The sequence below is a fragment of the Roseobacter sp. HKCCA0434 genome, assembly GCF_032464675.1.
Classification (GTDB): Bacteria; Pseudomonadota; Alphaproteobacteria; order Rhodobacterales; family Rhodobacteraceae; genus Pontivivens.
Map to the genome: position 1 here is coordinate 234,182 of NZ_JAWDKL010000002.1, position 26,710 is coordinate 260,891.

The 26,710-nt window shown below is 67.5% G+C and carries 25 protein-coding genes; 10 read left to right on the forward strand and 15 right to left on the reverse strand.

Annotated elements, in window-relative coordinates:
- Position 1: 1 nt before the first annotated feature.
- Entirely contained in the window at positions 2-3,346 is a 3,345-nt protein-coding gene (locus RX333_RS03025; protein ID WP_316013437.1) for an efflux RND transporter permease subunit, read from the forward strand.
- Here RX333_RS03025 and RX333_RS03030 read toward each other — a convergent pair.
- Positions 3,306-4,097 (reverse strand): protein-disulfide reductase DsbD domain-containing protein, encoded by a 792-nt coding sequence (locus RX333_RS03030; protein ID WP_316013438.1) that lies wholly within the window; start codon positions 4,095-4,097, stop codon positions 3,306-3,308. The two genes, RX333_RS03025 and RX333_RS03030, sit on opposite strands and share 41 nt — an antisense overlap.
- Before the next feature lie 117 nt (positions 4,098-4,214).
- Here RX333_RS03030 and RX333_RS03035 point away from each other — a divergent pair, with 117 nt between their 5' ends.
- The gene (locus RX333_RS03035; protein ID WP_316013439.1) at positions 4,215-4,793 is read left to right on the forward strand and encodes a YqgE/AlgH family protein; all 579 of its coding nucleotides are present in this window, start codon (positions 4,215-4,217) and stop codon (positions 4,791-4,793) included.
- Positions 4,794-4,795: 2 nt separating this feature from the next.
- On the opposite strand, the gene RX333_RS03040 is transcribed toward RX333_RS03035, so the two are convergent.
- Genes RX333_RS03040 through thrC form a run of 3 tightly spaced genes read right to left on the reverse strand, consistent with a single transcriptional unit; the run spans position 4,796 to position 8,017 of the window.
- Positions 4,796-5,371: a GNAT family protein gene (locus RX333_RS03040; protein WP_316013440.1), complete on the reverse strand. Its 576-nt coding sequence runs from the start codon at positions 5,369-5,371 to the stop codon at positions 4,796-4,798.
- A 4-nt stretch (positions 5,372-5,375) separates the two neighbouring features.
- Complete coding sequence (locus RX333_RS03045) at positions 5,376-6,638, reverse strand: pitrilysin family protein (protein ID WP_316013441.1); 1,263 nt, start codon at positions 6,636-6,638, stop codon at positions 5,376-5,378.
- The gene (gene thrC, locus RX333_RS03050; RefSeq protein ID WP_316013442.1) at positions 6,635-8,017 is read right to left on the reverse strand and encodes a threonine synthase; all 1,383 of its coding nucleotides are present in this window, start codon (positions 8,015-8,017) and stop codon (positions 6,635-6,637) included. Before thrC ends, RX333_RS03045 begins: the two co-directional genes overlap by 4 nt.
- Positions 8,018-8,170: 153 nt before the next feature.
- Here thrC and RX333_RS03055 point away from each other — a divergent pair, with 153 nt between their 5' ends.
- Positions 8,171-9,010, forward strand: a complete 840-nt coding sequence (locus tag RX333_RS03055) for an alpha/beta fold hydrolase (protein ID WP_316013443.1) — start codon at positions 8,171-8,173, stop codon at positions 9,008-9,010.
- 32 nt (positions 9,011-9,042) lie between these two features.
- Positions 9,043-10,458, forward strand: a complete 1,416-nt coding sequence (locus RX333_RS03060) for an FAD-binding oxidoreductase (protein WP_316013444.1) — start codon at positions 9,043-9,045, stop codon at positions 10,456-10,458.
- Between the two features lie 103 nt (positions 10,459-10,561).
- Here the strand turns inward: RX333_RS03060 and RX333_RS03065 are convergent, their stop codons facing one another.
- Entirely contained in the window at positions 10,562-11,092 is a 531-nt protein-coding gene (locus RX333_RS03065; protein WP_316013445.1) for an adenine phosphoribosyltransferase, read from the reverse strand.
- Between the two features lie 277 nt (positions 11,093-11,369).
- On the opposite strand from RX333_RS03065, the gene RX333_RS03070 reads away from it, so the two are divergent.
- Positions 11,370-11,549, forward strand: a complete 180-nt coding sequence (locus RX333_RS03070) for a hypothetical protein (RefSeq protein ID WP_316013446.1) — start codon at positions 11,370-11,372, stop codon at positions 11,547-11,549.
- Here RX333_RS03070 and RX333_RS03075 read toward each other — a convergent pair.
- Complete coding sequence (locus RX333_RS03075) at positions 11,546-12,025, reverse strand: Lrp/AsnC family transcriptional regulator (RefSeq protein ID WP_316013447.1); 480 nt, start codon at positions 12,023-12,025, stop codon at positions 11,546-11,548. The genes RX333_RS03070 and RX333_RS03075 overlap by 4 nt on opposite strands.
- A gap of 116 nt (positions 12,026-12,141) precedes the next feature.
- Between RX333_RS03075 and RX333_RS03080 the strand changes: the two genes are divergently transcribed.
- Entirely contained in the window at positions 12,142-13,311 is a 1,170-nt protein-coding gene (locus tag RX333_RS03080; protein WP_316013448.1) for an MFS transporter, read from the forward strand.
- On the opposite strand, the gene RX333_RS03085 is transcribed toward RX333_RS03080, so the two are convergent.
- Both RX333_RS03085 and RX333_RS03090 read right to left on the reverse strand, forming a co-directional pair.
- A complete protein-coding gene (locus RX333_RS03085; protein WP_316013449.1) occupies positions 13,274-14,146 on the reverse strand; it encodes an S-methyl-5'-thioadenosine phosphorylase in 873 nt (290 codons plus the stop codon). The two genes, RX333_RS03080 and RX333_RS03085, sit on opposite strands and share 38 nt — an antisense overlap.
- A 69-nt stretch (positions 14,147-14,215) precedes the next feature.
- Positions 14,216-14,821, reverse strand: coding sequence for a flavin reductase family protein (locus tag RX333_RS03090; RefSeq protein WP_316013450.1), 606 nt, complete (start codon positions 14,819-14,821; stop codon positions 14,216-14,218).
- Positions 14,822-14,963: 142 nt separating this feature from the next.
- Here RX333_RS03090 and RX333_RS03095 point away from each other — a divergent pair, with 142 nt between their 5' ends.
- Positions 14,964-15,449: an N-acetyltransferase gene (locus tag RX333_RS03095; RefSeq protein WP_316013451.1), complete on the forward strand. Its 486-nt coding sequence runs from the start codon at positions 14,964-14,966 to the stop codon at positions 15,447-15,449.
- A gap of 54 nt (positions 15,450-15,503) precedes the next feature.
- On the forward strand, positions 15,504-16,778 hold the full coding sequence (locus RX333_RS03100) for a sodium:proton antiporter (protein ID WP_316013452.1): 1,275 nt from the start codon (positions 15,504-15,506) through the stop codon (positions 16,776-16,778).
- Positions 16,779-16,845: 67 nt separating this feature from the next.
- Here the strand turns inward: RX333_RS03100 and RX333_RS03105 are convergent, their stop codons facing one another.
- From RX333_RS03105 to RX333_RS03130, 6 genes are all read right to left on the reverse strand, one after another.
- On the reverse strand, positions 16,846-17,952 hold the full coding sequence (locus tag RX333_RS03105) for a site-specific DNA-methyltransferase (protein WP_316013467.1): 1,107 nt from the start codon (positions 17,950-17,952) through the stop codon (positions 16,846-16,848).
- Between the two features lie 73 nt (positions 17,953-18,025).
- The gene (locus RX333_RS03110; protein ID WP_316013453.1) at positions 18,026-18,652 is read right to left on the reverse strand and encodes a ribonuclease HII; all 627 of its coding nucleotides are present in this window, start codon (positions 18,650-18,652) and stop codon (positions 18,026-18,028) included.
- A gap of 38 nt (positions 18,653-18,690) precedes the next feature.
- Complete coding sequence (locus tag RX333_RS03115) at positions 18,691-19,776, reverse strand: PA0069 family radical SAM protein (RefSeq protein ID WP_316013454.1); 1,086 nt, start codon at positions 19,774-19,776, stop codon at positions 18,691-18,693.
- 191 nt (positions 19,777-19,967) lie between these two features.
- Entirely contained in the window at positions 19,968-21,614 is a 1,647-nt protein-coding gene (locus tag RX333_RS03120) for an FAD-binding dehydrogenase (RefSeq protein WP_316013455.1), read from the reverse strand.
- Positions 21,615-21,677: 63 nt separating this feature from the next.
- The gene (locus RX333_RS03125) at positions 21,678-22,784 is read right to left on the reverse strand and encodes an alkane 1-monooxygenase (RefSeq protein ID WP_316013456.1); all 1,107 of its coding nucleotides are present in this window, start codon (positions 22,782-22,784) and stop codon (positions 21,678-21,680) included.
- A gap of 511 nt (positions 22,785-23,295) precedes the next feature.
- Complete coding sequence (locus tag RX333_RS03130; RefSeq protein ID WP_316013457.1) at positions 23,296-24,294, reverse strand: A/G-specific adenine glycosylase; 999 nt, start codon at positions 24,292-24,294, stop codon at positions 23,296-23,298.
- Between the two features lie 56 nt (positions 24,295-24,350).
- Here RX333_RS03130 and RX333_RS03135 point away from each other — a divergent pair, with 56 nt between their 5' ends.
- Positions 24,351-24,875: a DUF721 domain-containing protein gene (locus tag RX333_RS03135; protein ID WP_410056038.1), complete on the forward strand. Its 525-nt coding sequence runs from the start codon at positions 24,351-24,353 to the stop codon at positions 24,873-24,875.
- Positions 24,876-24,893: 18 nt separating this feature from the next.
- On the forward strand, positions 24,894-25,535 hold the full coding sequence (locus RX333_RS03140) for a DsbA family protein (RefSeq protein WP_316013458.1): 642 nt from the start codon (positions 24,894-24,896) through the stop codon (positions 25,533-25,535).
- 70 nt (positions 25,536-25,605) lie between these two features.
- Here the strand turns inward: RX333_RS03140 and RX333_RS03145 are convergent.
- A partial coding sequence (locus RX333_RS03145; RefSeq protein ID WP_316013459.1) for a hypothetical protein occupies positions 25,606-26,710 on the reverse strand: 1,105 nt, incomplete at its 5' end.

Sequence of the window (26,710 nt, forward strand, 5' to 3'; positions counted from 1 at the left end):
GATGATCGGCTACTTCGTCCGGCACCGGACGGCCGCGAACCTATTGCTGGTCATCATGGTGGCGCTCGGACTGGCCGCGATGACGCAGATCCGGGCCCAGTTCTTCCCGGACGTGGTGGTGGACAGCGTATCCGTGTCGGTCCGATGGGATGGCGCGGGGCCCGAGGATGTCGATAACGCCATCGTCGCCCCGCTGGAGCCCGCGCTGCTGGCGGTCGAGGGCGTGCTGGGCAGCTCGGCCCGCGCGACCGAGGGCTCGGCCAGCATCAGCCTCGAATTCGAGCCGGGCTGGGACATGGCACGCGGTGCCGCGGATGTCGAAACGGCCGTCGCCTCGGTCACGACGCTGCCGCAGGAGGCGGACGAGCCGGTGATCCGGCGCGGGGCCTGGCGCGACCGGGTGACGAACGTGGTCCTGACCGGACCGGTGGGTGTGACGCAGCTGGGCCGCTACGCGGACGAGTTCGTGGCGCGGCTTTTCGACGTCGGCGTGACGCGAACCTCTATCAGCGGGATCGCCGCGCCCGCCGTCACCGTGACCGTCGAGGAAGCGGCGCTGATCCGGAACGACATCACTCTGTCCGAGATCGCCTCGGCCATCGGAGCAGGCGCGCGGACCGATCCCGCGGGCGACATGGCGGGCGGCGCGTCCCGTATCCGCACCGGCGTCGAGCGGCGCAGCGTCGACGAGATCGGCGACATCACCGTGCGCACCCGCGCCGACGGATCCGCGCTCAAAGTGCGCGATCTGGGTACCGTGGTCGAGGAGGGCGCCGACCGGGCGGAAGCCTTCTATGTCGGAGCGGATCCCGCCGTCTCGGTCAGGGTGGATCGCTCCGATGCGGGCGATGCGATCGAGATGCAGGCGCTGGTCGAAGAGGTGGCGGCCGAGATGCGCCCCACCTTGCCGGCCGGTGTCAGCATCACGCTGACGAACACGCGGGCGGAGGCGATCACCGACCGCATCGATATACTGCTCGAAAACGGGCTCGTCGGTCTGGCGCTGGTCGTCGGACTGCTGTTCCTGTTCCTGTCGGCGCGTACTGCGTTCTGGGTCGCGGCGGGTATTCCGGTAGCGATGCTGGCCACGATCGCGCTGATGTACGCCTTCGGGCTGACGATCAACATGATCTCGCTGTTCGCACTGCTGATCTGCCTCGGCATCGTCGTGGACGACGCGATCGTGGTGGGGGAGCATGCCGATTTCCGGCACCGACATCTCGGCGAAAGCCCGGTCGACGCCGCGACCAATGCCGCGCAGCGGATGAGCCTGCCGGTCCTGTCCTCGACCATCACGACCATCATCGCCTTCTCGGCGCTGGTGGTGATCGGGGGGCGCTTCGGCTCGCTGATCGCCGACATCCCGTTCACGGTGTCGGTCGTGCTGGCGGCGAGCCTCGTGGAATGTTTCGTGATCCTGCCCGCACATATGCGCCACGCCTTGGCCGCGCAGGGGCGGACGCGCTGGTACGATCTGCCGTCCTACTGGTTCAACCGCGGTTTCGACCGGGTCAATCGCGGGCTGTTCCGCCCCTTCATCCGCGCTGTGCATTACTTGCGCTATCCCGTGCTGGCGGGCGTCTTCGTCCTGCTGTCGCTGGTCCTGTCGCTGTTCTTCTCGGGCGAGGTGGTCTGGCGCTTCTTCAACGCGCCCGAACAGTCGGAGCTGACGGGCAACATCGCGATGGTCAACGGGGCCACGCGCGACGATACCGTCGAGATGGTCATCGAGATCCAGCGCGCCGTCGATGCCGTCAGCGCGCGGTTCGAGGAAGAGTACGGCAGCGATCCCATCGTCTACGCCATCGCGCAGGTCGGCGGCGGCAGCGGACGCGGCATCTCGGGTGCGGATCAGAAGGATGCGGACCTGCTCGGCTCGATCTCGCTGGAACTGCTCGACGCCGATCTCAGGCCCGAATACAGCGCGCGCGACATCCAGCAGGCCATCGAGGACGAGATCGTCCGCCTTCCGCGGCTGGAGGTTCTGAGCTTCCGCCGATGGGGGTCGGGGCCGGGCGGCGATGGCCTGTCGGTGGAGCTGTTCGGTGCAGACGCACAGGTTCTCAAGGCCGCGTCCGAGGCCCTGCAGGCCGCCCTGCAGGACTTCCCCGCCGTTTCGGCGGTTGAGGACAACCTGCCTTATGACAAGACCGAGCTGATCCTCGACCTTACCCCCCGCGGGGCGGCGCTGGGCCTGACGACCGAGGGGATCGGGCGCGAACTGCGCCAGCGCCTCGGCGGGATCGAGGCTTTCACCTTCCCGGCCGGTGTCCGGTCGGGCAGCGTGACCGTGCAAGTGCCCGAGGAGGAACTGGCCGCCGATTTCGTCGAACGCACGCGCGTGCGTACGCCTTCTGGCAACTGGGTACCGCTGTCGGAGGTCGTGACGGTCCGCCAGCAGCTAGGCTTCTCGACCGTGCGGCGGGAGAACGGCCAGCGCATCCTGACACTGACGGGCCAGATCAGCGAGGACGACCCCGCACTGGCCTCGGAGACCACGGCGACCATCCGGGACGAGGTCCTGCCGCGCATCGCCGGACAGTTCGGGGTAGACTACCTGATGACCGGCCTGGCCGAGCAGGAACGCGAGTTCCTGTCCGACGCGCTGATCGGCTTCGCGCTGTGCATGTTGGGGATCTACCTGACCTTGTGCTGGATCTTCTCGAGCTGGTCGCGCCCAATGGTGGTCATGGCCATCATCCCCTTCGGCCTGATCGGTGCGATCTTCGGCCACTGGGTCGAGGACGTCCCGCTGAGCATGTTCACCGTTGTCGGCCTGCTCGGCATGACCGGGATCATCATCAACGATTCCATCGTCCTGATCACAACCATCGACGAGTACGCGAAAAGCCGTGGCATCCTGCCCGCCACCATCGACGCCGTGTGCGATCGCTTGCGGCCCGTGCTTCTGACCACCCTGACCACGGTGCTGGGTCTCGCACCGCTGCTGACCGAGACCAGCTTGCAGGCGCAGTTCCTCAAGCCCACGGTCATCACGTTGTGCTACGGGCTGGGCTTCGGCATGTTCCTCGTGCTGCTGATCGTGCCCGCCATCATCGGCGTGCAGGGCGATCTGGGCCGTCTTGCGCGCGCGACGCGGCGCGGACTGGGCGGACGTCATCTGCCGCGCGGGGCGCGGGTTTCTCTCGTCTTCGGCGCGCTCTTCGCGGTCGGGTTCACCGGGGTCCTGCTGGCCGCCTCGGCCGGGCTGGTCGAGCTGCCGGTCGCGGGCTTCGTCGAATTCGCGGTGGCGCTTGGCGCAGGGCTCGCCGCGATCCTGACGGTCACCTTCGCGGCGGTGGCCCTCAGCACCCCTCGACGGTCACGACCCATTCGCCCGAATTGACGAAGGTCGTGTTGATCGTCTCGCGCGACAAGGCGAACGCCCCGTCGCCGAACCAGTCCATCGGCGCGCTGAAGAGCTGACCGTCACCCTGCTCGACCCGCTCGGCCGTGCCGATCCACAGATCGGGGTCCGGCGTCTCGAAGACGGCGACGGTTCGCGCATCCGCCATGCCGTCCAGGCGGGCGAGCGCGTCGAGGCGGAATGCGCCCGCCGCCGGAACCACGTCGCAGGCGACTTCGACCGATTGCGGGCCGTTTCCCTGATGGCGCGCCGCGGCCAGCGCGGCCTCGTTCCTGCGCGCATCGAGATCGACCGGCAGGGTGGCCGTCGCCGTCGCGGGGATGCAGACATCCGAGCACAGCCCGTAATCGAGCGACAGGCGAAGCTCGGCTTCGGACGCATCGCCCAGCACGTCGAAGATCATCGGGAACAGCACCCGGTCGCGGTAGCCGAGCGAACGCAGGCCGTAGGTCTCGAAGATTTCCGGAACGGGCCACTCGACAGCCGAGATCGCAACGCCCGTCGATGTCGACCAGTCGAAGAACGGGGGAATGCCGCCTTCGCCCGGCTCTCGCCAGTAAGTTTTCCAACCTTGGGCGAGCGCGATCTCCACACCGGCCAGATACCGTCCATCGGCCAGCATGTGACCCTCCACGATCCTGACCTGAGAGTAGGGATTGTCGGTCTGAGCTTGTGCCGTCGCAGCTGCTACGAACAGGGCAAGGGCGCCGAGCGCGAACTTCATCTGCATGGGTGTCCTGTTCCGGGATTTCCACTTCCACATACCGCGGTGAACCGGAATGGAAAATCACAAGAGCGGCATTCCGCCCCGCTTGACGCCCGGTCCCGTCGGGACAGATCACCTCACATGTTGCGTACCGATGTAAAATCTCCCTTTCTCGATGGCCAGCTGCTGATCGCGGCTCCGGGAATGACCGACCCCCGCTTCGCCGAGGCGGTGGTTCTGGTTTGCACGCATTCGGACAACGGCGCGATGGGTGTCGTGGTGAATCGTCCAGCCAACGGAGTGCGCTTCGCCGACATCGTCGAACAGCTCGACGTGGGCAAACCCGACATCGTCCCCGACATTCCGCTGCGCGTCGGCGGCCCGGTGGAGCGGAGCCGCGGCTTCGTGCTGCATTCGCCCGATTACGATCAACCCGAGGCAACCGTCAAGGTCACGGATTGGTGCAGCCTGACCGGCCATGTCGAGGTTCTGCGCGCGCTCGTCGATCGAACGGGCCCCGCGGATGCGCTTCTGGCGCTCGGCTACTCCAACTGGGCGTCCGATCAGTTGGAGGGGGAGTTGCGCGACGGATCCTGGCTGGTACTCGAAGCGGATCGCGAGCTTGTCTTCGCCACGCCGCGGACCGCACTTTGGTCGATATGCCTCGACCGGATCGGCGTCGATCCCGCCATGTTGCACCGGGTTGCGGGCAGCGCCTGACGTTATCCCTTTCCGCGCCGATCCTCGCGCAAGGCAGCGTAGAGCACATGGGTCCGCCATTCCCCGGCGATCCTGAGGTAATTCTGCGCGACGCCTTCGTACTTGAAGCCAGATTTCTCCAGCACGCGGCGCGAGGCCGCGTTCTCGGGCAGGCAGCCCGCCTGGACCCGGCTGAGATCGAGGCGGCCGAAGGCATGGGCGACGGTGGCGCGCACCGCCTCCTGCATATATCCATTGCGGATGAAGGGCTGGCCCATCCAGTAGCCAATCGTAGCGAACTGCGCGGGGCCGCGCTGGATGTTGTCGAGCGTGATCGCGCCCATCAGTGTCTCGTCCGACTTGTCGAAGATGAAGAGCGGCAGCGCCTTGTCGTCGCGGGCCGAGCGGGCGGCCCAGGTGCAGCGCGTTCTGAACGCCCCGCGCGTCAGGTGATCGCGCGACCGGATCGGCTCCCACGGGGCGAGGTAGTTCTCCCCGTCGATCCTGAGCTTGGCCCAGGCGACGTGATCCTCGATCCGCGGCAGGCGCAGCAGCAACCGCTCGCTCTCGATCCGCAGGGGCCTTGCGCGGCCGAACATGGGCTCAGGCCGCCAGCCGGTCGGTCAGGACGTCGAGCGGCGCTGCGCCGTCGACCGGGCCGTATAGCGCCATCGCCCCGCGTCCCGCGCCGATCAGCCGCTGCGCGTGGTCCATGACGCTGTCGGCGCTGACCGCATCGATGCGTGCGACCGTCTCCTCCAACGTCGGCACCCGGTCCCAGATCGCCAGCAGCCGCGCCAGCCGTTCCGCACGGCTCGACGGGCTTTCGAGACTCATCAGCAGCCCTGCCTTCATCTGAGCCTTCGCCCGCGCGATCTCGCGCTCGGTCATGTCTTCGGTCGATCGGCGGAACTCGTCCACGACCAACTCGGCCAGACCGCCGATCTCGTCTCCGCTGGTTCCGGCGTAGATCGTCAGCATGCCCGTATCGGCATAGGATCCCGGTTGCGCGAAGATCGTGTAGCAAAGGCCCCGCTTCTCCCGCGCCTCCTGGAACAGGCGCGAGGACATGCCGCCCCCCATCGCCGCCGCATAGACCTGCGCATCGTATACGTCGTTCGCGCGGTAGCCCGAACTCTCAAGCGCGAAAGTGAAATGCGCCTGCTCCAGCGGCTTGATCTCGCGCAGCTCCCCTCCGCGGAAGGCGGCGGGCGTGACCGCGGGGCGGGGGCGCGGCGTCAGGTGGCCGAACGCCTCCTCGGCCAGCCGCACGATCCGGTCGTGGTCGATTCCGCCCGCGGCGGCGACGATCAGGTTCTGCGGGCCGTACTGCTCCGCCACGAAGCCTTCGAAATCGGCGCGCGAAAACGCCTTCACCCGCTCGGATGGCCCGAGGATCGTCCGGCCGAAGCTCTGGTCGGGATAGGCCGTTTCCTGCAACCAGTCGAAGATGATGTCGTCCGGCGTGTCGAGCGCCTGCCCGATCTCCTGCAGGATCACGCCCCGCTCCACCTCGATCTCGCGCGGGTCGAAGACGGGGTTCAGCACGATATCGGAAATGACGTCGAGCGCGAGGTCGGCATCCTCGGCCAGCACGCGCGCGTAATAGGCGGTCATCTCGCGGCTGGTATAGGCGTTGATATAGCCGCCCACGTCCTCGATCGCCTCGGCGATGTCGAGCGCGGAGCGCCGCGCCGTTCCCTTGAACGCCATGTGTTCGAGGAAATGCGCGATGCCGTTCTGTTCGGCCCGTTCGTGCCGTCCTCCCGCCGTTACCCAGACGCCGAGCGTCGCGCTCTTCATGCTGGGCATGTTCTCGGTGACGACGCGGACGCCGTTGGGCAGGCGGTGGAGCTGGACGGTCATCGGGCCTCTTCGATATGGCGTTCCAAGGCGGCGAGATCTGCGGGCAGCCGCGTCACCCGTTCCTCGCGTTCATAAAGGTCCGACACGCGCGGCGGCAAGTCGGGCCGGACGCCGCAGGCCGCCTCCACCGCGTCGGGAAACTTGGCCGCATGGGCGGTAGCGAGCGTGACCATAGGCGACGTGCCGCCGTGATTGTGCGCGACCTTGGTTCCGATGGCGCTGTGCGGACAAAGGACATGGCCGGTGCTGGTGGCCATGCGCCGGATCTCCGCCGAGGTCTCGTCCTCCCCCACACGACCCGAATCGAACTCGTCGCGCAGCCGGTCGAGCGCACCTTGCGACAAGGCGAACCGACCGTTGTCCTTCAGCTCGCCCATCAACTGCGCGACGGCCTCGCCTTCCCGATCGTAGAGGTCGAAGAGCAGCCGCTCGAAATTCGAGGAGACCTGAATGTCCATCGACGGGCTGATCGAAGGGGTCACGCCCTCCTTCTCATGCCGCCCGCTCTCCAACGTCCGGTGCAGGATGTCGTTCTGGTTCGTGGCGATCACCAGCCGGTCGATGGGCAGACCCATCCGCTTGGCCACGTAGCCCGCGAAGATATCGCCGAAATTACCGGTCGGCACGGTGAAGCTGACCTTGCGAGCCGGTGCGCCCAGCGACGTGGCGGCGGTGAAGTAATATACCGCCTGCGCCAGCACCCGCGCCCAATTGATCGAGTTGACGCCCGCCAGCCCCACCCGGTCGCGGAAGGCGAGGTCGTTGAACATGTCCTTCACCAGCGCCTGACAGTCGTCGAAATCCCCGTCGATGGCCAGCGCATGCACGTTGTCCTCGGACGGCGTCGTCATCTGGCGGCGCTGCACTTCGCTGACCCGGCCATGCGGATAGAGGATGAACACGTCGACCGCATCGAGCCCGCGGAACGCCTCGATCGCGGCCGATCCGGTGTCGCCCGAGGTCGCCCCGACGATGGTGACGCGCTTGCCCGAACGGGTCAGCGACGCCTCGAACATCTGCCCGATCAACTGCATCGCCACATCCTTGAACGCCAGCGTCGGGCCGTGATGCAGCTCCAGCAGCCAGTCGTTCGGGCCAGTCTGGATCAACGGGCAGCGCGCGGCGTGGCCGAACCCCGCATAGGCCCGCTCGATGATTCCCCGGAAGGCATCGTCGTCGAACGTGTCGCCGATGAAGGGCTTCATCACCCGGAACGCGACCTCTTCGTAAGGCAGGCCCGCCAGTGCCGCGATCTCTTCCATGTCGAACTGCGGCCATTCCGCCGGAACATAGAGCCCGCCATCGCGGGCGAGTCCGGTCAGCATCGCCTCCTCGAAGGTCAGCTCGGGCGCCTTGCCGCGGGTCGAGATGTAGCGCATGGGGCCCTCCTTCGGGGACATATGCCTGGACGGCAGAGGATTAGCCGAGAGGACGCGCAGGGGGAACCCCCGGCGGCAGCGCGCAGGGCGACGTCGGGGCAGGTCGTTTCATGCGCCCTTGCTGGTATCGGCGCGACGCGTAGCATCACCTGCATGCGAGTGAAGATCACGACCGAAGACGGCGCAGGGCTGGTTGGCGAATGGCGTGAAGCCGCGGCCCCACGTGCCGTGGCGATCATCCATTCCGCAGCCGGCGTGCCTGCCGGCTACTACGCCGCCTTCGCCGACTGGCTGATGGCCGAACGGCATGTGCATGTCCTGATCTACGACTATCGCGATATGGGCTGGTCGGCCGAAGGCCCCGTCTCGCGATCCCGCGCCACGATGGCGGACTGGGGCGTGACCGACCAGTCCGCGATGCTGGACCACGCCATCGCGCGCTTTCCCGATCTGCCGGTCTGGATCATCGGTCACTCGATGGGCGGGTTCTGCCTGCCCTTCCACGCACAGGCCGATCGCGTGACCCGGCATATCGCCATCGCGTCCGGTCCGGCTTACTGGCCGACGCATCCGTTCAGCTTCATGCCGGTCGTCATCGCGTTCTGGTTCCTAGTCGGACCGATCGCGACGCAGGTCTGCGGATATCTGCCGGGCAAATCCTTCGGCTTCAACGCCGATCTTCCTGCGGGCGTGTTCTGGCAGTGGCGACGGTGGTGCACCGACCGCCGGTTCTATCGCCCGGACTATGGCGGCGTGCTGCCGTGGCCTGAGCCCGAAAGGATTGTCGCGAAAGTCGAGCTTATCGGCTTCTCCGACGACCCGATGATGCCGTCAGCGCGTGTCGCGCGCCTCGCCGACTATTATCCGCGCGCGCGGACCAGCTTTCGCGAGATCGACCCGCAGGATGTCGGGCTTGCGAAGATCGGGCATATCGGCGCCTTCGCCCGGCGCAACGCGGCCCTGTGGCCCCATCTCGTGCGCGACGACGGGTGACGGCGCGTCCCGGTCGGCTTATCTGTCGAACCATGACGCTGAACGCCGCCACCCCCGCCCTCATCGACCGTATCGCCGCCGCGACCGCCGACACGCGGATCGACGCGCCTGCCCCGAACTACCTGGAGGAGCCGCGCGGCAAGTGGCGCGGCCAGGCGGAAGCCGTGCTGCGCCCCGGAACGGTCGCTGACGTCGCCGCGATCCTCGCCATCTGCAACGAGGAGCGGGTCCCCGTGATTCCCTATGGCGGCGGCACCGGCCTCGTCGGCGGCCAGATCCACGAGGGGCCGGGGGCAGTCATCCTGTCGCTCGAACGCATGAACCGGATCCGCGACATCGTGCCCGATGACAGCACGATCGTGGTGGAGGCGGGCGTGACCCTGTTGCAAGTGCAGGAAGCGGCAGAGAAGGCAGGGCGGCTTTTCCCGCTCTCCATCACCTCTGAAGGCACCGCGCGCATTGGCGGTGTGCTCGGTACCAACGCGGGCGGCTCGGGCGTGCTGCGCTACGGCAACGCCCGCGATCTGGTCCTCGGGATCGAGGCGGTGCTGGCCGACGGCACGGTGATTCGAGACCTGAAACGGCTGCGCAAGGACAATACCGGCTACGACCTGCGGCACTTGCTGGTCGGCTCCGAAGGCACGCTCGGCATCATCACGGCGGCCAGCCTGCGGCTGCTGCCGCGCCCTGCGGAGAGGGGCGTCGCCTTTCTTGCCGTCGAAAGCCCGGCCGCCGCGCTCGATCTGCTGCACCGGTTGCAGGGCGAATTGGGAGAGGTCGTCTCCGCCTTCGAGCTCATCCATCGGCAGGGGCTCGACTTCCTGGCCGAGCACTTTTCCGATCTCGCGCATCCGCTCGAAACCCGCCCCGATTGGATGGTGCTGGTCGAGGTCGGCGGGCAGGCGGGTATCGCTCAGGCGCTGGAGGACGCGCTGGCCACGGGCTTCGAGAGCGGGACGATCACCGACGCCGTCCTCGCGCAGTCCGACGCGCAGGCCGACGCGCTGTGGACGATCCGCGAGACGATCCCGGAGGCCAACCGCCTGACCGGCTCGATCTCCTCCCACGACATCTCCGTGCCGCTGTCGCGCCTGCCCGAATTCGTGGAGCGGGGGCGGGAGGTCGTGGCGAGCGTCCTGCCCGATGCGCGCATCAACTGCTTCGGCCATGTCGGCGACGGCAACCTACATTACAACGTCTTCCCCGCGCCGGGGCGCGACCGGGCCGAGTACGAGAGCGCGCCGGTGCAGCGCGCGGTGCACGACCTCGCCCACGACCTTGGGGGATCGGTGAGCGCGGAACACGGGGTGGGGCGGCTCAAGGCGCCAGATCTCGACCGCTATTCCGATGCCGGGCGGCTGAGGGCGCAGCGCGCGATAAAGGCGGCGCTCGACCCGAACGGCATCCTCAACCCCGGTGCCGTGGTCTCCGGTGTTCCCCTTGGGTAGGGGGGAACACCGGAACGGACCGAGGCCCGGCAAGCAGCATCCCTTGGGTAGGGAAGTATCCTGTCTGCGGGAAGCGGGTTAACAGCGTCTTAAGGAGGCGGGCTCATTCGCCTTCAAAGGTGCAGAGCGCGTGAACCTCGACACCAAGCGCCTCCAGCCGCTTGCGCCCGCCCAGATCGGGCAGATCGACGACGAAGGCGCAGCCCGCGACCTTGCCGCCCAGCCGTTCGACCAGCTTGATCCCGGCCTCCGCCGTGCCGCCGGTCGCCAGCAGATCGTCCACGATCAGCACGCTTTCGCCCGGTTGCAGCGAATCGGTGTGCATCTCGACCGTGGCGGTGCCGTATTCGAGCGTGTAGTCCTGCGCGATCCGCTCATGCGGCAGCTTGCCTGCCTTGCGGACTGGAATGAAGCCGATCCCCAGCTGGTGCGCCACGGCGCCGCCTAGGATGAAGCCCCGCGCCTCCAGCCCCGCGACATGGTCGATGGGCTGACCGGCGAACGGGTGCAGCAGCATGTCCACGGCCATGCGGAACCCGCGCGGATCGTTGAACAGCGTGGTCACGTCCCGGAACAGGATGCCCTCATGCGGGAAATCCGGGATCGTGCGGATGTAATCTTCGATTGTCTTCATCGTGACGTCCCCGGCTGCATCCTGCCGCTTTTCGCGCAGCGCGGTCGGGGACGCAAGGCGTCAGCGGAAACGGTCGCGGAACTTGCGATACAGGCTGCCGGGCAGCCAGGGCAGGTGCGGCTTGTTCCAGTCGCGGCGGTCGCGGATTACGATGGCCTGTGCGGCGGCGATATTCATGCTACTCATCCTCCATGTAGACCCCGAAGGCGGGGCCCGTTATCTCTGTGCTATACAGGGTATATACATTCGATATGCTTTCAAGGGTCGAGCCGGACAAGTGAATAAAAAAAGTGATAAAAAAGCGGAGAAGAAGGCGGGCAAGAAGGCCAGCCAGCTCCTGATCCGGGTCGAAAAGGAGGAGCGGGACGCCTTCGTGAAGCTCTGCGAGAAGATGGACACCTCCGCCGCGCGAGAGATTCGCCACTTCATGCGCCGTTTCGTCGAGGAGAACGGCTAGCCCCGCCGATCCGCCTTCAACTCGGCACTGATCCCGGCTTGCGGCGGCCGTTCCAGGTAGGTCGACAGCGCGACATAGCTGCGGGTCGAGACGACCTCATCGATCGCGTAGATTCGGGCGAGCAATCCTTCCAGCGCCTCGCTGCCCGCGACGCGAACCTTCAGCAACATGCAGGTATCGCCGGTAACGGAGTGGATCTCCTCGATCTCTGGCAGATCCGCGAGGGCCATCAGCGCAGGCGACTTGCCCCACCCGCTGGTGTCGACATGGACGAAGGCGAGCAACGTCTTGCCGATCGCTTCCGGATCGATGCGCGTCTCGGTGCCGCGAATCACACCCGCCGCCCGCATCTTGCGCACCCGTTCGTGGACCGACGGAGCCGACAGACCGACCAGCTCGGCCAGCCTGGCATAGCTCTGCGCCGCATCCTCGGTCAGCGCCGCTAACAATCTTCGGTCGATATCGTCCAGGATCATGCCTCTTTCCCAGGTTTACCTAACTTCGTTCGGCGCTACGGCCAAAGCATCGAATAATGATTGTCAGTCGCGCGCTCCAATGCAACCCAGCAGGTAACGCTTGGAAGGAGACTGAAATGGCTGTCTTGCGCCCCGTGCCCCTGCTGCTGACCGCCGCCGTCGGTGTCGTCGGGGCGAACTCGCTCGTGCTCGGGCCCATCGCACCGGTGGTGGCGGGCAATCTCGGCTCCGAGACTGGGGCGGTCCTGACGGCTTCCGCCGGGTACGGATTGGCGGTCGCGGTCAGCGCGCTGACCCTCGCGCCACAGGTCGACCGGATCGGAGCCGGGCGGGTGGTGGTCCTGTCGCTCGTTATGCTCGCGCTCGCCCTGATGCTCAGCGCGGCCGCCCCGACGGTGGCGATCCTGGTCCCGGCGCAGGTTCTGGCCGGAATCGCCGCAGGGGCCGCTCTGCCCGCGATCTACTCGCTCGCGTCGGAGGTGGCGCATCCCGGCGAGGAGGCCGCGACCCTCGGGCTGGTCCTGACCGGTTGGACACTGGCACTGGTGGCCGGCGTAAGTGTCGCCGGTCCGGTGTCGGAGTACCTGCACTGGCGCATCGTCTACATCGCATTGGCGGTCCTGGGCGTGCTGATCTGCCTCGGCCTCCAGATCAGGTTGAGGGGCCGGGGAGCGCCGATCGACGGGCGCACTGTGTCCCCGCTCGTCGCGCTGGGCACACCCGGCATCCGGCCCGCGCTCTTCGGCGTCGCGACCTTCATGATGGCGTTCTACGGGCTCTACACCTGGATCGGGCCGCATGTGCAGCTCGTGCTGGAGCGCTCCGCCGCGGCGACAGGACTGATCCCGCTCAGCTACGGCAGCGGCTTCGGACTCGCCGTGCTGCTCGACCGGGTGATCGACCGGATGGGGGCCGCGCGCATGGCGCCGCGCATCCTGTTCCTGCTGACCGGCATCTACCTCGGCCTCGCGCTGAGCGTCGGCAGCTTCTGGCCGCTGGTCGCGGTCTGCTTCGCCTGGGGTCTGGTCAACCACCTCGCCATGACGCTTCTGGTCGCGCGGCTGTCCGCGCTCGACCCAGCGCGGCGCGGCGCGATCCTGGGGCTCTATTCCGCCACGACCTATATCTGCGTCGCGATCGGCGTCACCTTGTTCCGGCCGATCTTCGAGAGCTATGGCCTTGGCGCCGCGGCAGCCGTGTCGGCCCTGTGCATCCTGCCCGCCGCGATGCAGGCCCTGCGCGCCGCGCCTAGAGCATCCGTCCCGCAACCGCGTCGAGCTTCCTGACCATCTCGGGATCGCGGTTGTCGGGCTGGGTCAGGATCGCGAATTCCAGCGCGCGGTCGCAGCCATGCGGGCAGGGCGCGCGCTCGGCCCCCAGCAGCCCCGGCAGCCGCGCGACGAGGCCGCGACCCTTGTCGGCATTGCCCATAAGCGTCTGGATGATCTTGGTCACGTCGACCTCGCCGTGGTCGGGATGCCAGCTGTCGTAATCCGTGACCATGGCGATGGAGGCGTAGCAAAGCTCCGCCTCCCGCGCGAGCTTCGCCTCGGGCATGTTGGTCATGCCGATCACGTCCGCGCCCCATTGTTCGCGGTACATCTTCGATTCGGCGAGCGTCGAGAATTGCGGCCCCTCCATCGCGAGGTATGTCCCGCCGCGATGCACAGTGATCCCCTGGGCCTTCGCCGCCGTCTCCGCCGCGTCGGACAGGCGCGGGCATGTCGGATGCGCGACCGAGACATGCGCGACGCAGCCGGGACCGAAGAACGACTTCTCCCGCGCGAAGGTCCGGTCTATGAACTGATCGACGATCACGAAATCGCCTGGCGCCATCTCCTCACGGAAGCTGCCGGTCGCCGACAGGCTGAACAGGTCGGTGACGCCCAGCCGCTTCATCGCGTCGATATTGGCGCGATATGGAACGGAAGACGGCGTGTGCACATGCCCGCGCCCGTGCCGGGGCAAAAACACCATCTTCACGCCGTCCAGCGTGCCGGTGAAGAACTGGTCCGACGGCGCGCCCCAGGGCGTGTCGACCTGAACCCACTCCGCGCCTTCTAGGCCGGAGATGTCATAAAGGCCGGAGCCGCCGATGATGCCGATGACGGTGTCGCTCATGTGCCGACCTTTCGCGTGATGATGCGGTTTCGCGCTGCCGCGCGAGGATATTTTTGACGAATCCGAAATTCAGTCGCCGGGCCGGGCCAGCGAGAATTTCTCCCTGACCGTGGTGTAGTCGCGATAGCCCATCCGCGCCAAGGGATTGAAGGCGAGCACGTCGAAGATGCCGTCGACGATGCAGTCGTCGCGCATGTGCACCCCAGTCACCTCGCCGAAGACGGTGAAGTTCGCTTCGCCTGGCAACTCCACGATCTGCGTCAGTTTGCATTCCAGTGCCGCGGGCGCGGCGGCGACGCGGCTGCAGGCGATGGTTTCGCAGGCCGCGCGCTCGATCCCCGCATGCTCGAACTCGTCCACCTCGCGACCCCAGGGGCCCGAGGTCTTGTTCATCGCGTCGCGCATCTCGAAGGCGACGATGTTTACGCAGAACTCTCCGGTCTCGCGGATATTGGACACGCTGTCCTTCGTCCCGTCGCGGTCCGGCTTAGCCGAGGTCGAGGCGAACATCACCTGCGGCGGCACGTAGGCGACAGCGTTGAAGAAGGAATAGGGCGCGAGGTTTTCCGACCCGTCCGCGCCGCGGGTCGAGATCCAGCCGATGGGGCGCGGGGTGACGATGGCGTTGAACGGGTTGTGCGGCAGGCCGTGGCCATCCTCGGGGCGGTAGAACATGATCCCTCCTTCGCGGGTCTTGGCGGTCCGGGTCCCGCGTGTTAGCCCGGCAATATGTAACCGAAAAGCGCCGGGAGCCAGGGATGCGACGAGGATAGGAGCCGAAGAAACGCCCCTTGTCCGATCCGCGGAGCCCCATCCCATGCGCCTTTTGCCAGAAACCCCCGAGTCCACGCACGAGGTCGAGTACCTCTACGACACCGCCTTCGCGCCCGGACGCACCGCCTTGTCGAGCTATCGTCTGCGCGCGGGGCCGCCGGTCGAGGGCCTTAGCTGGACCGTCCGCGACGACTACGACACGCTGGCCGCCGCCATCCGCTACTGGCCGGTGCTGGCGGGGGACGCGCCCGCGCTGCTGCTCGGCCCGATCGCCGTGCACCCGACCCGGCAGGGTGAGGGGCTGGGCGGGTTGCTTATGCGCCATACGCTCGACCTCGCGCCCTCGTTGGGGTGGAAGAGGGTGATCCTCGTCGGCGATCCGCCCTATTACACCCGCTTCGGTTTCCGCCGCGATCTGGCGGAGAGGCTGGAATATCCCCCGCCGACCAATCCAGACCGGCTGCTGGCCCGCGAACTGGTCGAGGGTGCCATGCAGGGCGTTGCGGGAATGGTCGTGCCACTGGTCTAGGCGCACGGGGCGTTTCCGGCTAGGACGGTCCCGCATCAGGACGGGAGCGCGCGCATGGACATCCTTCAGATCACCTCGGTCCTCATCGTGCTGGCAGGGCTGTTCGGCACGGTGAACTACCTCTATCTCAAGCTGCCCTCGGCCATCGGTATCCTGGTCGTCGCGCTGATCGCTTCCTTGCTGATGCTTGGTGCGGACGCGCTGCTGCCCTCCTCGGGCATCGCGGAGACCCTGCGCACGACCGTCACCGGCATCGCCTTTTCCGACGCACTGCTGGAGGGCATGCTGGGCCTGCTGCTCTTCGCGGGCGCGCTGCATGTCGATCTGGAGTCGCTCAAGCGGCAGGCGCTGCCGGTCTTCCTGATGGCGACGATCGGCGTCGGTCTGTCCACCGTGATCGCGGGCACGGCCTTCACCCTGCTGACCGGCATGCCGCTCCTGATCGCGATGGTGTTCGGCTCGCTGATCTCCCCCACCGATCCGGTCGCCGTGCTGGGCGTGCTGCGCCAGGCCAACCTGCGCAAGAGCCTGGAGACCAAGATCGCGGGCGAGAGCCTGTTCAACGACGGGGTGGGCTACGTCGTCTACCTCGTGCTGGTCGCCCTCGCCTTTCCGGCCGATGACGGTCACGCGGCCGGGCTTGGCGGTGCAGTCGTGCTCTTCGTGCAGGAGGCGCTGGGCGGCGCGGTGCTGGGCGGGCTCCTCGGCGGGCTGACCTTCCAGCTGATGAAGCGGGTGGACGACTATTCGCTGGAGGTGCTGCTGACGCTGGGCCTCGCCTTCGGGGGCTATTCGCTCAGCCTCGCGCTGCATGTCTCCGCGCCGATCATGGCGGTGGTGGCGGGGCTGCTGATCGGCCATGTCGGTACCCGTTACGGGATGAGCGAGCTGACCCGCGAATATGTCGACGGGTTCTGGAAGCTGATCGACGAGATCCTCAATGCGGTCCTGTTCTTGCTGATCGGGGCGGAGGTCTTCGCGATCACCTTCGACGCCGACCTGATCTGGGCGGGTGCCGCGGCCATCGTGATCGCGCTGATCGCGCGGCTGGCCGCCGTGGCGGTGCCGGTCCTGATCCTGCGCCCCTTCCGCAGGCAGGAGCGTGACGTGATCCCGGTGATGACCTGGGGCGGGCTGAAGGGCGGCATCTCCATCGCGCTGGCGCTCGCCCTGCCCGACAGCGAGTGGAAGCCGCTGATCCTCGGCGCGACCTATTGCGTGGTGATCTTCTCGATCATCGTGCAGGGCCTGACTGTGGCGCCGCTGGCCACGCGGCTCGCCAACTCGACCTGGGTCCGGCGCGACGAGGATGATCGCGGCGCGCTCTGACCAAAAGACCCCGCCGGGCGAACCGACGGGGCAGTGGGCTTCGCAAGCAGCAGCGAAACCGGGCAGATCAGGCGGGCGCCATCTCCGATCGGATCTGCTGTCGCAGAACGTCGATCGGCAGCCATTCCCCCCCTCGCCTGAAGGTCCAGTAGGTCCATCCATTGCAGGACGGCGCGCCCTCCAAGACCGCGCCGACCTGATGGATGGATCCCTTGGTGTCGAAGGCGACGAGCGTGCCGTCCGCCCGCACCTTCGCCTTGTGACGGCCGTTGAGCGACTGAAGCTCCGTGCCGACCTTGAGCATCCCGCGCTCGACCAGCGTGCCGAAGGCGACGCGGGGTTGCGCGCGCTTCGACTGCGTGACCTGCAGCGCATCGCGGTCGTAGCGGCGGATGGCCTCCAGCCGCTTCGCTGCGACCTTGCGATAGGCGGCTTCGCGCTCGATGCCGATGTAATGGCGGCCCAGACGCTTGGCGACCGCGCCCGTCGTGCCGGTGCCGAAGAACGGGTCGAGGATCACGTCGCCCGGCTTGGTCGAGGCGATCAGCACGCGGTGCAGCAGGCTTTCGGGCTTCTGCGTCGGGTGTGCCTTGTCGCCATTCTCGTCCTTCAGCCGCTCGCCGCCATTGCAGATCGGCAGCACCCAGTCGGAGCGCATCTGCACGCCCTCGTTCAGCGATTTCAGCGCTTCGTAGTTGAAGGTGTATTTCGATTGGTCGGATTTGCCCGCCCAGATCATCGTTTCATGCGCGTTGGTCAGCCGCTTGCCGCGGAAGTTCGGCATCGGATTCGACTTGCGCCAGACCACGTCGTTGAGGATCCAGAATCCCTCATCCTGAAGCGCCGCGCCGACGCGGAAGATGTTGTGATAGGACCCGATCACCCAGATCGCGCCGTTCGGCTTCAGGATCCGGCGTGCGGCGGCAAGCCATTCGCGGGTGAACCGGTCATAGGCGGCGAAGCTGTTGAACTTGTCCCAGTCGTTGTTGACCGCATCGACATGGCTGTTGTCGGGCCGGTGCAGATCGCCCTTGAGCTGCAGGTTGTAGGGCGGATCGGCGAAGATCAGATCGACCGACTCGGCCGGCAATGCATTCATTTGTGCAACACAATCGCCCGCGAGAATGCTGTCGAGCGGGAGGTCCCCCGTCGCGGGTTTTTGCCGGATCGCCATCGTGTCTGCCCTCTTTTCTTGGTGTTCGTCCAAAAATGCCGAGCGACCGAATCGGTGTCAATTTTCAATCGAATCAGTGGGTTAAATAATTGTCTTGAACCAATATCTTGTGTACGGGGCGAAAGCTGCGCCGATGATGTGGTGTCACGCCATAGGATGCGAGGCCCTCTCGATGCGCTTTCGTGCCGTATCCCATATTCGTCTCCCAGCTGTAGCCGGGGAACTGTTGCGAAAGCGCCACCATCTCGTGATCCCGTGTCACCTTGGCGACGATCGATGCGGCGGCGATGGACAGCGAGCGCGTGTCTCCCTTCACCACCGTCTCGACCCGGCAGGCGAGGCCCGGCGGGGGGCGGTTGCCGTCGACCAGCGCAATTGCTGGGCGGCGGCGCAGTCCGGTAACCGCCCGTCCCATCGCGATCAGGCTCGCCTGCAGGATGTTGACCTCGTCGATCTCCTCCACTTCGGCCCGCCCGATTGCGACGTCGCAGCTGTCGAGGATCGCGTCATAGAGCCTCAGCCGCTGCGCCGCGCTCAGCGTCTTGGAATCCCGCAGTCCCGCCGGCGCGTCGGGCCCCAGGATCACCGCCGCCGTCACCACCGGCCCGGCCCAGGGGCCACGTCCGACCTCGTCCACCCCGCAGACGGGACCGGACCCGGCGAAGCGGGCGTCGAAATCTGGATCGGGCAGCTGGACCATGCCAACCCTTACCGCGCCGCCTTTCTGGCAGCAATTCGTTAGAAAAGTGTGAACTGGTCCCCGGCCCGCGGCGGCGGCGCGAAGCGGGAGCAGTCGAGCGGCGCGGTCCGCCGTCTCAGCCCGTGCCGCTTCACCGCCGCCTCGAACCGGCGCGCGATCAGGTTGGCGTAGACGCCCTCGCCGGTCATGCGCTTGCCCCATTCGGCGTCGTAATCCTTACCGCCATGCATCTCGCGTACCTGCGCCATCACGCGGTGCGCGCGGTCGGGATAATGCTCCTGCAGCCAGTCGCGAAACAGCGGGGACACCTCGTGCGGCAGGCGCAGCGCGACCGAGGAGCACCATGTCGCCCCGGCCCGCGCGCCCGATTCGACGACCTTCTCGATCTCGTGATCGTTGAGCGCGGGAATGATCGGCGCCATCATGAAGCCGGTCGGGACGCCCGCCCGCGCCAGCGCGCCGATGGCCCTTAGCCGCACCTGCGGCGCGCTCGCCCGCGGCTCCATCCGCCGCGACAGGCGGTTGTCGAGCGTCGTCAGCGACAGTGCCACCTTCGCCAGACCGCGCCGGGCCATGCGTCCCAGGATGTCGGTGTCGCGCGTGACCAGCGCGCCTTTCGTGACGATGGCGACGGGGTGGTTGTAGGCGTCGAGCACCTCCAGCACCTCCCGCATGATCCGCCGCTCCTTCTCGATCGGCTGGTAGGGGTCGGTATTGGTGCCGATGGCGATGGTGGCGGGTTTATAGCCGGGTTTTCTCAGTTCATCTTCAAGCAGTTGCGCGGCGCGCGGCTTGGCGAAGATGCGGCTTTCGAAGTCGAGCCCCGCGCTCATCCCCAGATAGGTATGGGTGGGCCGGGCGAAGCAGTAGATGCAGCCGTGTTCGCACCCCTTGTACGGATTGATCGAGCGGTCGAAGGGCACGTCGGGCGAGGTGTTGCGGGTCAGGATGCGGCGGGGATGATCATCGAAAACCCGTGTGGTGACAGGGGTTTGCGCCTGTTCCTCCCACCCATCGGCCATGCGGTGATAGCTCGCGACCTCGAAACGGCCCGTCAGGTTGCGCACAGCCCCCCGACCGCGCCGGGCCTCGGGGTCGATATCGTCCGTAAAGAGATCGTTCATACTCGGCTCCTAGATTGGAACAAAGTAGGAACATGGGTGTGATTCGGGAAGGGTGATCGGTGCGATTTCGAGGTCTGCGACGCGTATGGCATGCGTATGGCACGCGTATGGCAGATTTGCTGGCATTGCGCCGCTCGCCCACTCCTGCACGAAGTGGTGAGGATCCGGTTAAGACCGCGCCGAGGCTTTCGTCAAATCGCGCGCGCCATCGCCCGGCCCGCCGCCCGGCCGGAGAAGATGCAGCCGCCGAGGAACGTGCCTTCCAGGCTGCGATAGCCATGCACCCCGCCGCCGCCGAAGCCCGACGCCTCCCCCGCGGCGTAGAGCCCCGGCATCGGCTCGCCGGTCGGCGTCAACGCGCGCGCGTCGAGATCGGTTTCGATCCCCCCGAGGCTCTTTCGCGTCAGGATGTTGAGGCGCACCGCGATCAGCGGGCCGTTCGCGGGATCGAGGATGGGGCTCGGCTTCGCGGTGCGGATCAGCCGGTCGCCGCGATAGTTGCGCGCGGCGAGGATCGCGGCCATCTGCGCATCCTTGGTGAACGGGTTGACCGCATTGCGGTCGCGCGCCTCGATCTGCTCGCGCAGTCGGTCGAGCGGGATCTCGACCGTGCCGACGCGGTTCATGCCGACGACCAGGTCCTCCAGCGTATTCGCCACGACGAAGTCCTCGCCGTGCTCCTTGAAGGCCTCGACGGGACCTTGCGCCTCCTTGCCGACAGCGCGGCCGAGGACTTTCCGCCAGGACTTGCCGGTGAGGTCGGGGTTCTGTTCGGAGCCCGACAGCGCGAACTCCTTCTTGATGATCGCCTGGTTCAGCACGAACCACGTGTAGGGCTGCCCGGTGCGCCCGATATGTTCCAGCGCGCCCAGGCTGTCGAAGCCGGGGAAATTCGGGCTCGGCAATCGCTCGCCGCCCGCGTCGAACCACATCGACGACGGGCCGGGCAGGATGCGGATGCCGTGTGCCGGCCAGATCGGATCCCAGTTCCGCACCCCCTCGACATAGTGCCACATGCGGTCGCGGTTGATGAGACTGACGCCTTGCCCCTCGGCGATGTCGAGCATCCGACCATCGACATGCGCGGGCACGCCGGAGATCATGAAATCGGGTGGCGAACCGAGGCGCGCGGGCCAGTATTCGCGAACTTTCTCGTGGTTGCCGCCGATACCGCCGCTCGCAATCAGCGTGACAGGCGCGCGCAGCTCGAAGGTGCCCGTCTCGTCGCGGTTGGTGCGTGCGCCGCGCGCGGCCTCGTCGGGAGCCAGCGTGGCGCCGTGCACGCCCCCGACGGTGCCGTTCGTGACGATCAGCCCGTCGACGCGGTGGCGGAAGGCGAAGCGCAGGCGGCCCTCCTCCGCGGCTTGCCGCACGCGGGCGACGAAGGGCTCGATCACGCTGGGCCCCGTCCCCCAGGTGATGTGGAAACGCGGAACGGAATTGCCGTAGCCTGCCGCGTCGACGCCGCCACGCTCGGCCCAGCCGACGACGGGAAAGAAGCGCAGGCCGCGCGCGCGCAGCCAGTCGCGCTTCTCGGTCGCGGCGAAGTCGAGATAGGCCTCCGCCCAGCGGCGCGGCCAGCCATCCTCGTTCCGGTCGAACCCGGCGGTGCCCATCCAGTCCTGCCGGGCCAGTTCGAGGCTGTCGCGGATCCCCATGCGACGCTGTTCGGGGCTGTCGATCAGGAAGAGCCCACCCAGCGACCAGAACGCCTGCCCACCGAGATTCTGCGCCGGTTCCTGATCGACGATCAGCACGGATTTCCCGGCGTCGAGCAACTGGCAGGCCGCGACCAGCCCCGCGAGTCCGGCCCCCACGATCAATGCGTCCGCGTCCATGTCACCCTCCCGTTTTCGGGTCAGGCTAGACGAGCGCTGCGCCCGTGCGAGGATGACCTTGCGTCAGCGCGGCGGCGGGTTCGTCGCGGACTTGTAGGCCGACCAGTCGTCGATATCGGGATAGAACCGCCGCCGCCAGGCGCGCACACGCGGGTTCATGACCCGCCGGAACAGCGGTGGACAGGTAGCGAGCACCGTCATGACGGGGTAGCCGAAGGGCAGCTGTGGCGCCTCGCTCTCGTCATAGCTTTGCAGCAGCGGGAAGCGCCGATCAGGCTTGTAGTGATGATCCGAATGGCGCTGCAGGTTGATGAGGAACCAGTTCGAGGCGCGGTGATTGGCGTTCCAGGAATGGTGCGGCTTGACGTGTTCGTACTTCCCGTCGCCGAGGTGGCGCCGGGTCAGGCCGTAATGCTCGATGTAGTTGGTCATCTCCAGGTGCAGGATGGCGACGATGGCCTGCACGCAGAACAGCCCGACGCCGACCCAGCCGCCGATCGCAAAGGCAAGGGCGAGGAAGGTGAGCGACGCGGCCGCGTAGCGGAACATCGGGTTGCGCAGCGAAAGGGCGGACTGCCCGCGCCGCGCCAGCATCGCAGCCTCGGCCTGCCAGGCGCTGACGACCTGTTGCCACAGCACGCGCGGGAAGAAGCGGTGGAACCCCTCGTTATAGCGCGCGGTGACCGGATCGCGCGGAGTCGCGACGTAGCGGTGGTGCACCAGCAGGTGTTCGGAGCGGAAATGGCCGTAGAGCACCATCGTCAGCAGGAACTCGCCCAGGCGAGGCTCCCACCTGTTGCGCTGGTGGATCAGCTCGTGGCTGAAGTTGATGCCGACCGCGCCCGAGGCGACGCCGATCACCGCCATCAGGCCGATCGCTTCCGCCGCCGAGGCCGCGTGGCGCGTGGCCCACCACAGTCCGCCGAAGACCAGCGCGAACTGGATCGGCGGCCAGACCCAGGTGACGAGCTTGTGCCAGAACAGGTGCCTCTCCTGCGTCTGCGGATCGGCGTTGGAGGTGTCGTGCTCCATCACCGCATCGAGCAGGGTCAGCACGCCGATGCTGTAGGCGGAGACGAGCAGCAGCCACCATCCGCCCAGCCATGCGGCGAGCGCGATGGTCGGCACCATCGAGAGGGCGAGCCAGAAGGGAAGCGCGGGCGCGGGCATGGCGGGTCTCCGAGGTCTGCTGCACGGGATTTTGCGCCGTGCCGCGGCGTTCTGGCAAGTCACGCGGTGGGGGCGCGCCGAAGGGCGACGCAGGGTCGGCGCGGCAATGGCAGCTGACTGCGGCCGGGCAGATCGGTGGCGTGCTGTCATGACACAAGGCGAGACGGGGCAGCCTTGATGGGCCGGGAGCAGACATGCCGCCGGATGCGGCCCGGCTCTTGCAGGCCGGGAGGCCGCTTGGGCGGGATGATCTTGGAAGCCGCCCGCCGACCACGGTCGATCCCTACGGCGCGTCTGGTGGCGCTCGGTTCAGCGAGAGTGATGCCGAGCACGGCTGGACCGTGCCGTCGTGACCGCTCGAAATCTTCGCGGAGTTTGGAGAAAGGGGTTGTCGGACCAGCCGACGGGTGTTGCCCAATTCGATGCCGGATGCCGGATGCCGGATGCCGGATGCCGGATGCCGGATGCCGGATGCCGGATGCCGGATGCCGGATGCCGGATGCCGGATGCGTCAGAGGGTCAGCCGCAGGGCCTTGGCGAAGAGGGTCGGCAGGTCGGCGGGGTCGGGGGTCTCGACCCATCGGCCGCGCGTGGGCGTGGCGGGCGTCTCGGCCAGCAAGACGTCTAGGATAAGGTGGAAATGGGTGAAGGTGTGGCGCACCTCGCCGATGCGCTGCCAGTCGGCCTCGACCGGCGGGGCGGGGGCGGGCGCGTCCGACCAATCGGAGGTGGGCAGGGCGAGCATGCCGCCGAGCAGGCCCTTGGGCGGACGCGTCTCGATCAAGATGGCGCCATCCGGGCGGCGGGCGATGTAGACCTCGCCGTGGCGCGTGGGCTTGGGCTTCTTCGGGGTCTTGCGTGGCAAGGTCTCGGCGATCCCCGCGAGCCGTCCCGCGCAGCCGTCGCGCCAGGGGCAGAGCGCGCAGGCGGGCTTGCGCGGCGTGCAGATCGTGGCGCCGAGATCCATCACCGCCTGGGCGTAGTCGCCGGGCCGCACCTCGGGGGTCAGCGCGGCGGCGAGGGCGCGCAGCGTCTCCTTCGATCCGGGCAGGGGCGCCTCCACGGCGTGCACGCGGGCCATCACCCGCTCCACATTGCCGTCGAGCACGGTGGCGGGCCGGTCGAAGGCGATGGCCGCGATGGCGGCGGCGGTATAGGGGCCGATGCCGGGCAGGGTCAGCAACTCGCCCTCCGTCGTCGGGAAGGCGCCGCGGGCCGCCACCTCGCGGGCGCATTTCAGGAGATTTCGCGCGCGGGCGTAGTAGCCAAGCCCCGCCCAGGCGGCCATGACATCGGCATCCTCGGCCGCGGCAAGCGCCTCGACCTTCGGCCAGCGCGTCGTGAACGCCGCGAAATAGGATTTGACCGCAGCGACGGTGGTCTGCTGCAACATCACCTCCGACAGCCAGACATGATAGGGGTCGGCGCGGCCCACGCTGCCCGGCGGCACTCGCCAGGGCAGGTCGCGCGCATGATCGTCATACCAGTCGAGCAGAACCGCCGCGTCCATCTTCCCCGCCTCCCCCCGTAGGTGATAGGACGGGAGCATTAGGGGGAGTCGGACCATTGCGCAAACCGGGCAGGACGCCGCAGTCGCAGCCGAAGCGGAGTTGGAAGTTCACGCAGGCCGGCAGCCTGATCGCGCCGCACCTGCGCGCGGCGTCGGAAAAGCGCGGCTTTGCCCATGTACGCCTGCTGACCGACTGGGACGAGATCGTCGGGCCGGAGATCGCGCGCCTCGCGAGGCCGTTGAAGGTCGGCTACGCGCGCTCCGGTTTCGGCGCGACGCTGACCGTGCTGGTCACGGGGGCCGCGGCGCCGCAGGTCCAGATGATGACGCGGACGATCATCGACCGGGTGAATGCCTGCTACGGCTACAGCGCGATCAGCCGCGTGACGCTGACGCAGACCGCGCCGGGCGAGGCGATGCGGGGCTTCGCGGAAGGGCAGGCGGAGTTCGCGCCGCGCCCGCGCAGGCTGTCGCCCGAGCGCGAGCAAGCCATGCAATCAGACCTTTGTGATGTCGAGGATGAAGGCTTGCGCGCTGCCCTGATGTCTCTAGGTACCAATATCGAGACAAAGAGACGTTAGCCTCCAAGGGGACAGGACATGAGCATCATCATCGACCGACGCGGAGTGATCGCGGGTGCCGCTGCTTTCGGCGCGGCGCTGGGAACCGGCTTGATCGGCGGCGCGCGGCCCGCACTCGCACAGGACGCAGGCGCCGAGGGGCCGGGCACGTTCTTCCTCGGCTCCGAGGACGCGCCGGTTCATGTGATCGAATATGCATCGCTGACCTGCCCGCATTGCGCGAACTTCCACCGCGACGTGCTGCCCCGCCTGCGCGAGGACTATATCGACGAGGACCTGGTGCGGTTCGAATATCGCGAGGTCTATTTCGACCGGCTGGGCCTGTGGGGCGGAATGCTGGCGCGCTGCAATGACGGGATGCGCTATTTCGGCATCATCGGCCTGCTGTTCGAGCGGCAGGCGGAGTGGGCACGCGCCGACACCGCGCCCGAGGCGATCGCCGAGATGCGCCGGATCGGCGCGCAGGCTGGCCTGACCGAGGCGCAGATGGACGAGTGCATGCAGGATGCCGAGATGGCCGAGGCGCTGGTCGCCCAGTACCAGTCCCACATGGCCGAGCACGAGATCGGCGGCACGCCCTCCTTCGTCATCGACGGCGAGCTGACCGGGAACATGAGCTACGAGGATTTCTCCTCGCGCATCGAGGCGGCGCTGGAGTGATCCCCGCCAACCTCTGACATGCGAAGGGCGGAGCCGAGGCTCCGCCCTTTTTCGTTGGAGTACGCCCCGGTCACTCGTCGGCGGTGAAGCGCCCGTTGATGAAGAACGGATCGCCCCCGGCGGCCCCGAGGTCGGAGGTCAGGGCGGAGCCCGCGCCGAGCGTGCCGTTGCCCTGGAACACGCCCGAGATCATGTCAGCATCCGTGCCCATGAACGACCCGTTGATGGCCGAGCGGGTCATGGTGTCGGTGACCGTGTTGGTGCCTGCGTTCACGATGTTGATGTTGCCACCCTCGAAGTGGGTGCCCGACAACGTTGCGCCGGTCAGCGTCACGTCGAAGCCGAGCGTGCCCACGCCGACACCCGCGGCCGCGTCCTTGACCTGGCTGATGCGACCGCTGACGTCGCCCGTACCGAAGTTCACGTCGATCGACACGTCGCCCGCATAGGCCTCGAACTCCGAGCCGGTCAGCGACCCTTCGGAGGTGGCGACGACGAAGACGCCTGCGGTGTCCGGCCCGCCCGGATCGGTCCGGCTGTAGGTGGCGGTGCCGCCGCCCACGCTGGCCGCGACCGCGTCGACCGCCGCCTGATCGGCGAAGACGCCGCCATAATAGATGCCGACCTCGTCGAACTGCACGTTGCCGGCCTGGCCGGACGTCGTCTCGATCTGCACCAGGTCGATGTCGCTGTCCGCGTCGTCGCCGTCGATATAGGCGACCACGACCCCTTGCAGCGCGGTGCTCGTCGCGGGGCCGGTGGAGCCGTTATACTGCCCGGTCGGCGCGCCGGAGCCCGCGGCCTCGTTGATTGTCGCGCCGCCGGTTCCGCTGACATCGGTGATCGCGGTGCCGCCGGTGAAGTTGCCGTTGGGCCGCAGGGTGGCGGAGGAGCTGCCGGTATTGAAGCCCGAGACCTCGAGCGTGCCGGTCACGGTGTCGCCCTGCTGGGCCGCCTGGAAGTCGCCAACGGAGAAGGTGGAGTTGGTGCCGAACTGCACGCCGTTGCCGCTGGTCTCGTAGATCGTGACGCCTCCGGGAAGCGGTGCGCCCCCGAGGGCCTGGGGCTGACGCTCGGACCGGGTGGCGAGGCCGCGGACCGCGACGGTCCCGCTGCCGGTCGCCGCGGCGATCTGCGCTGTCGCGGGTGCGGTCACCGTGCCGCCACCGCCCGAG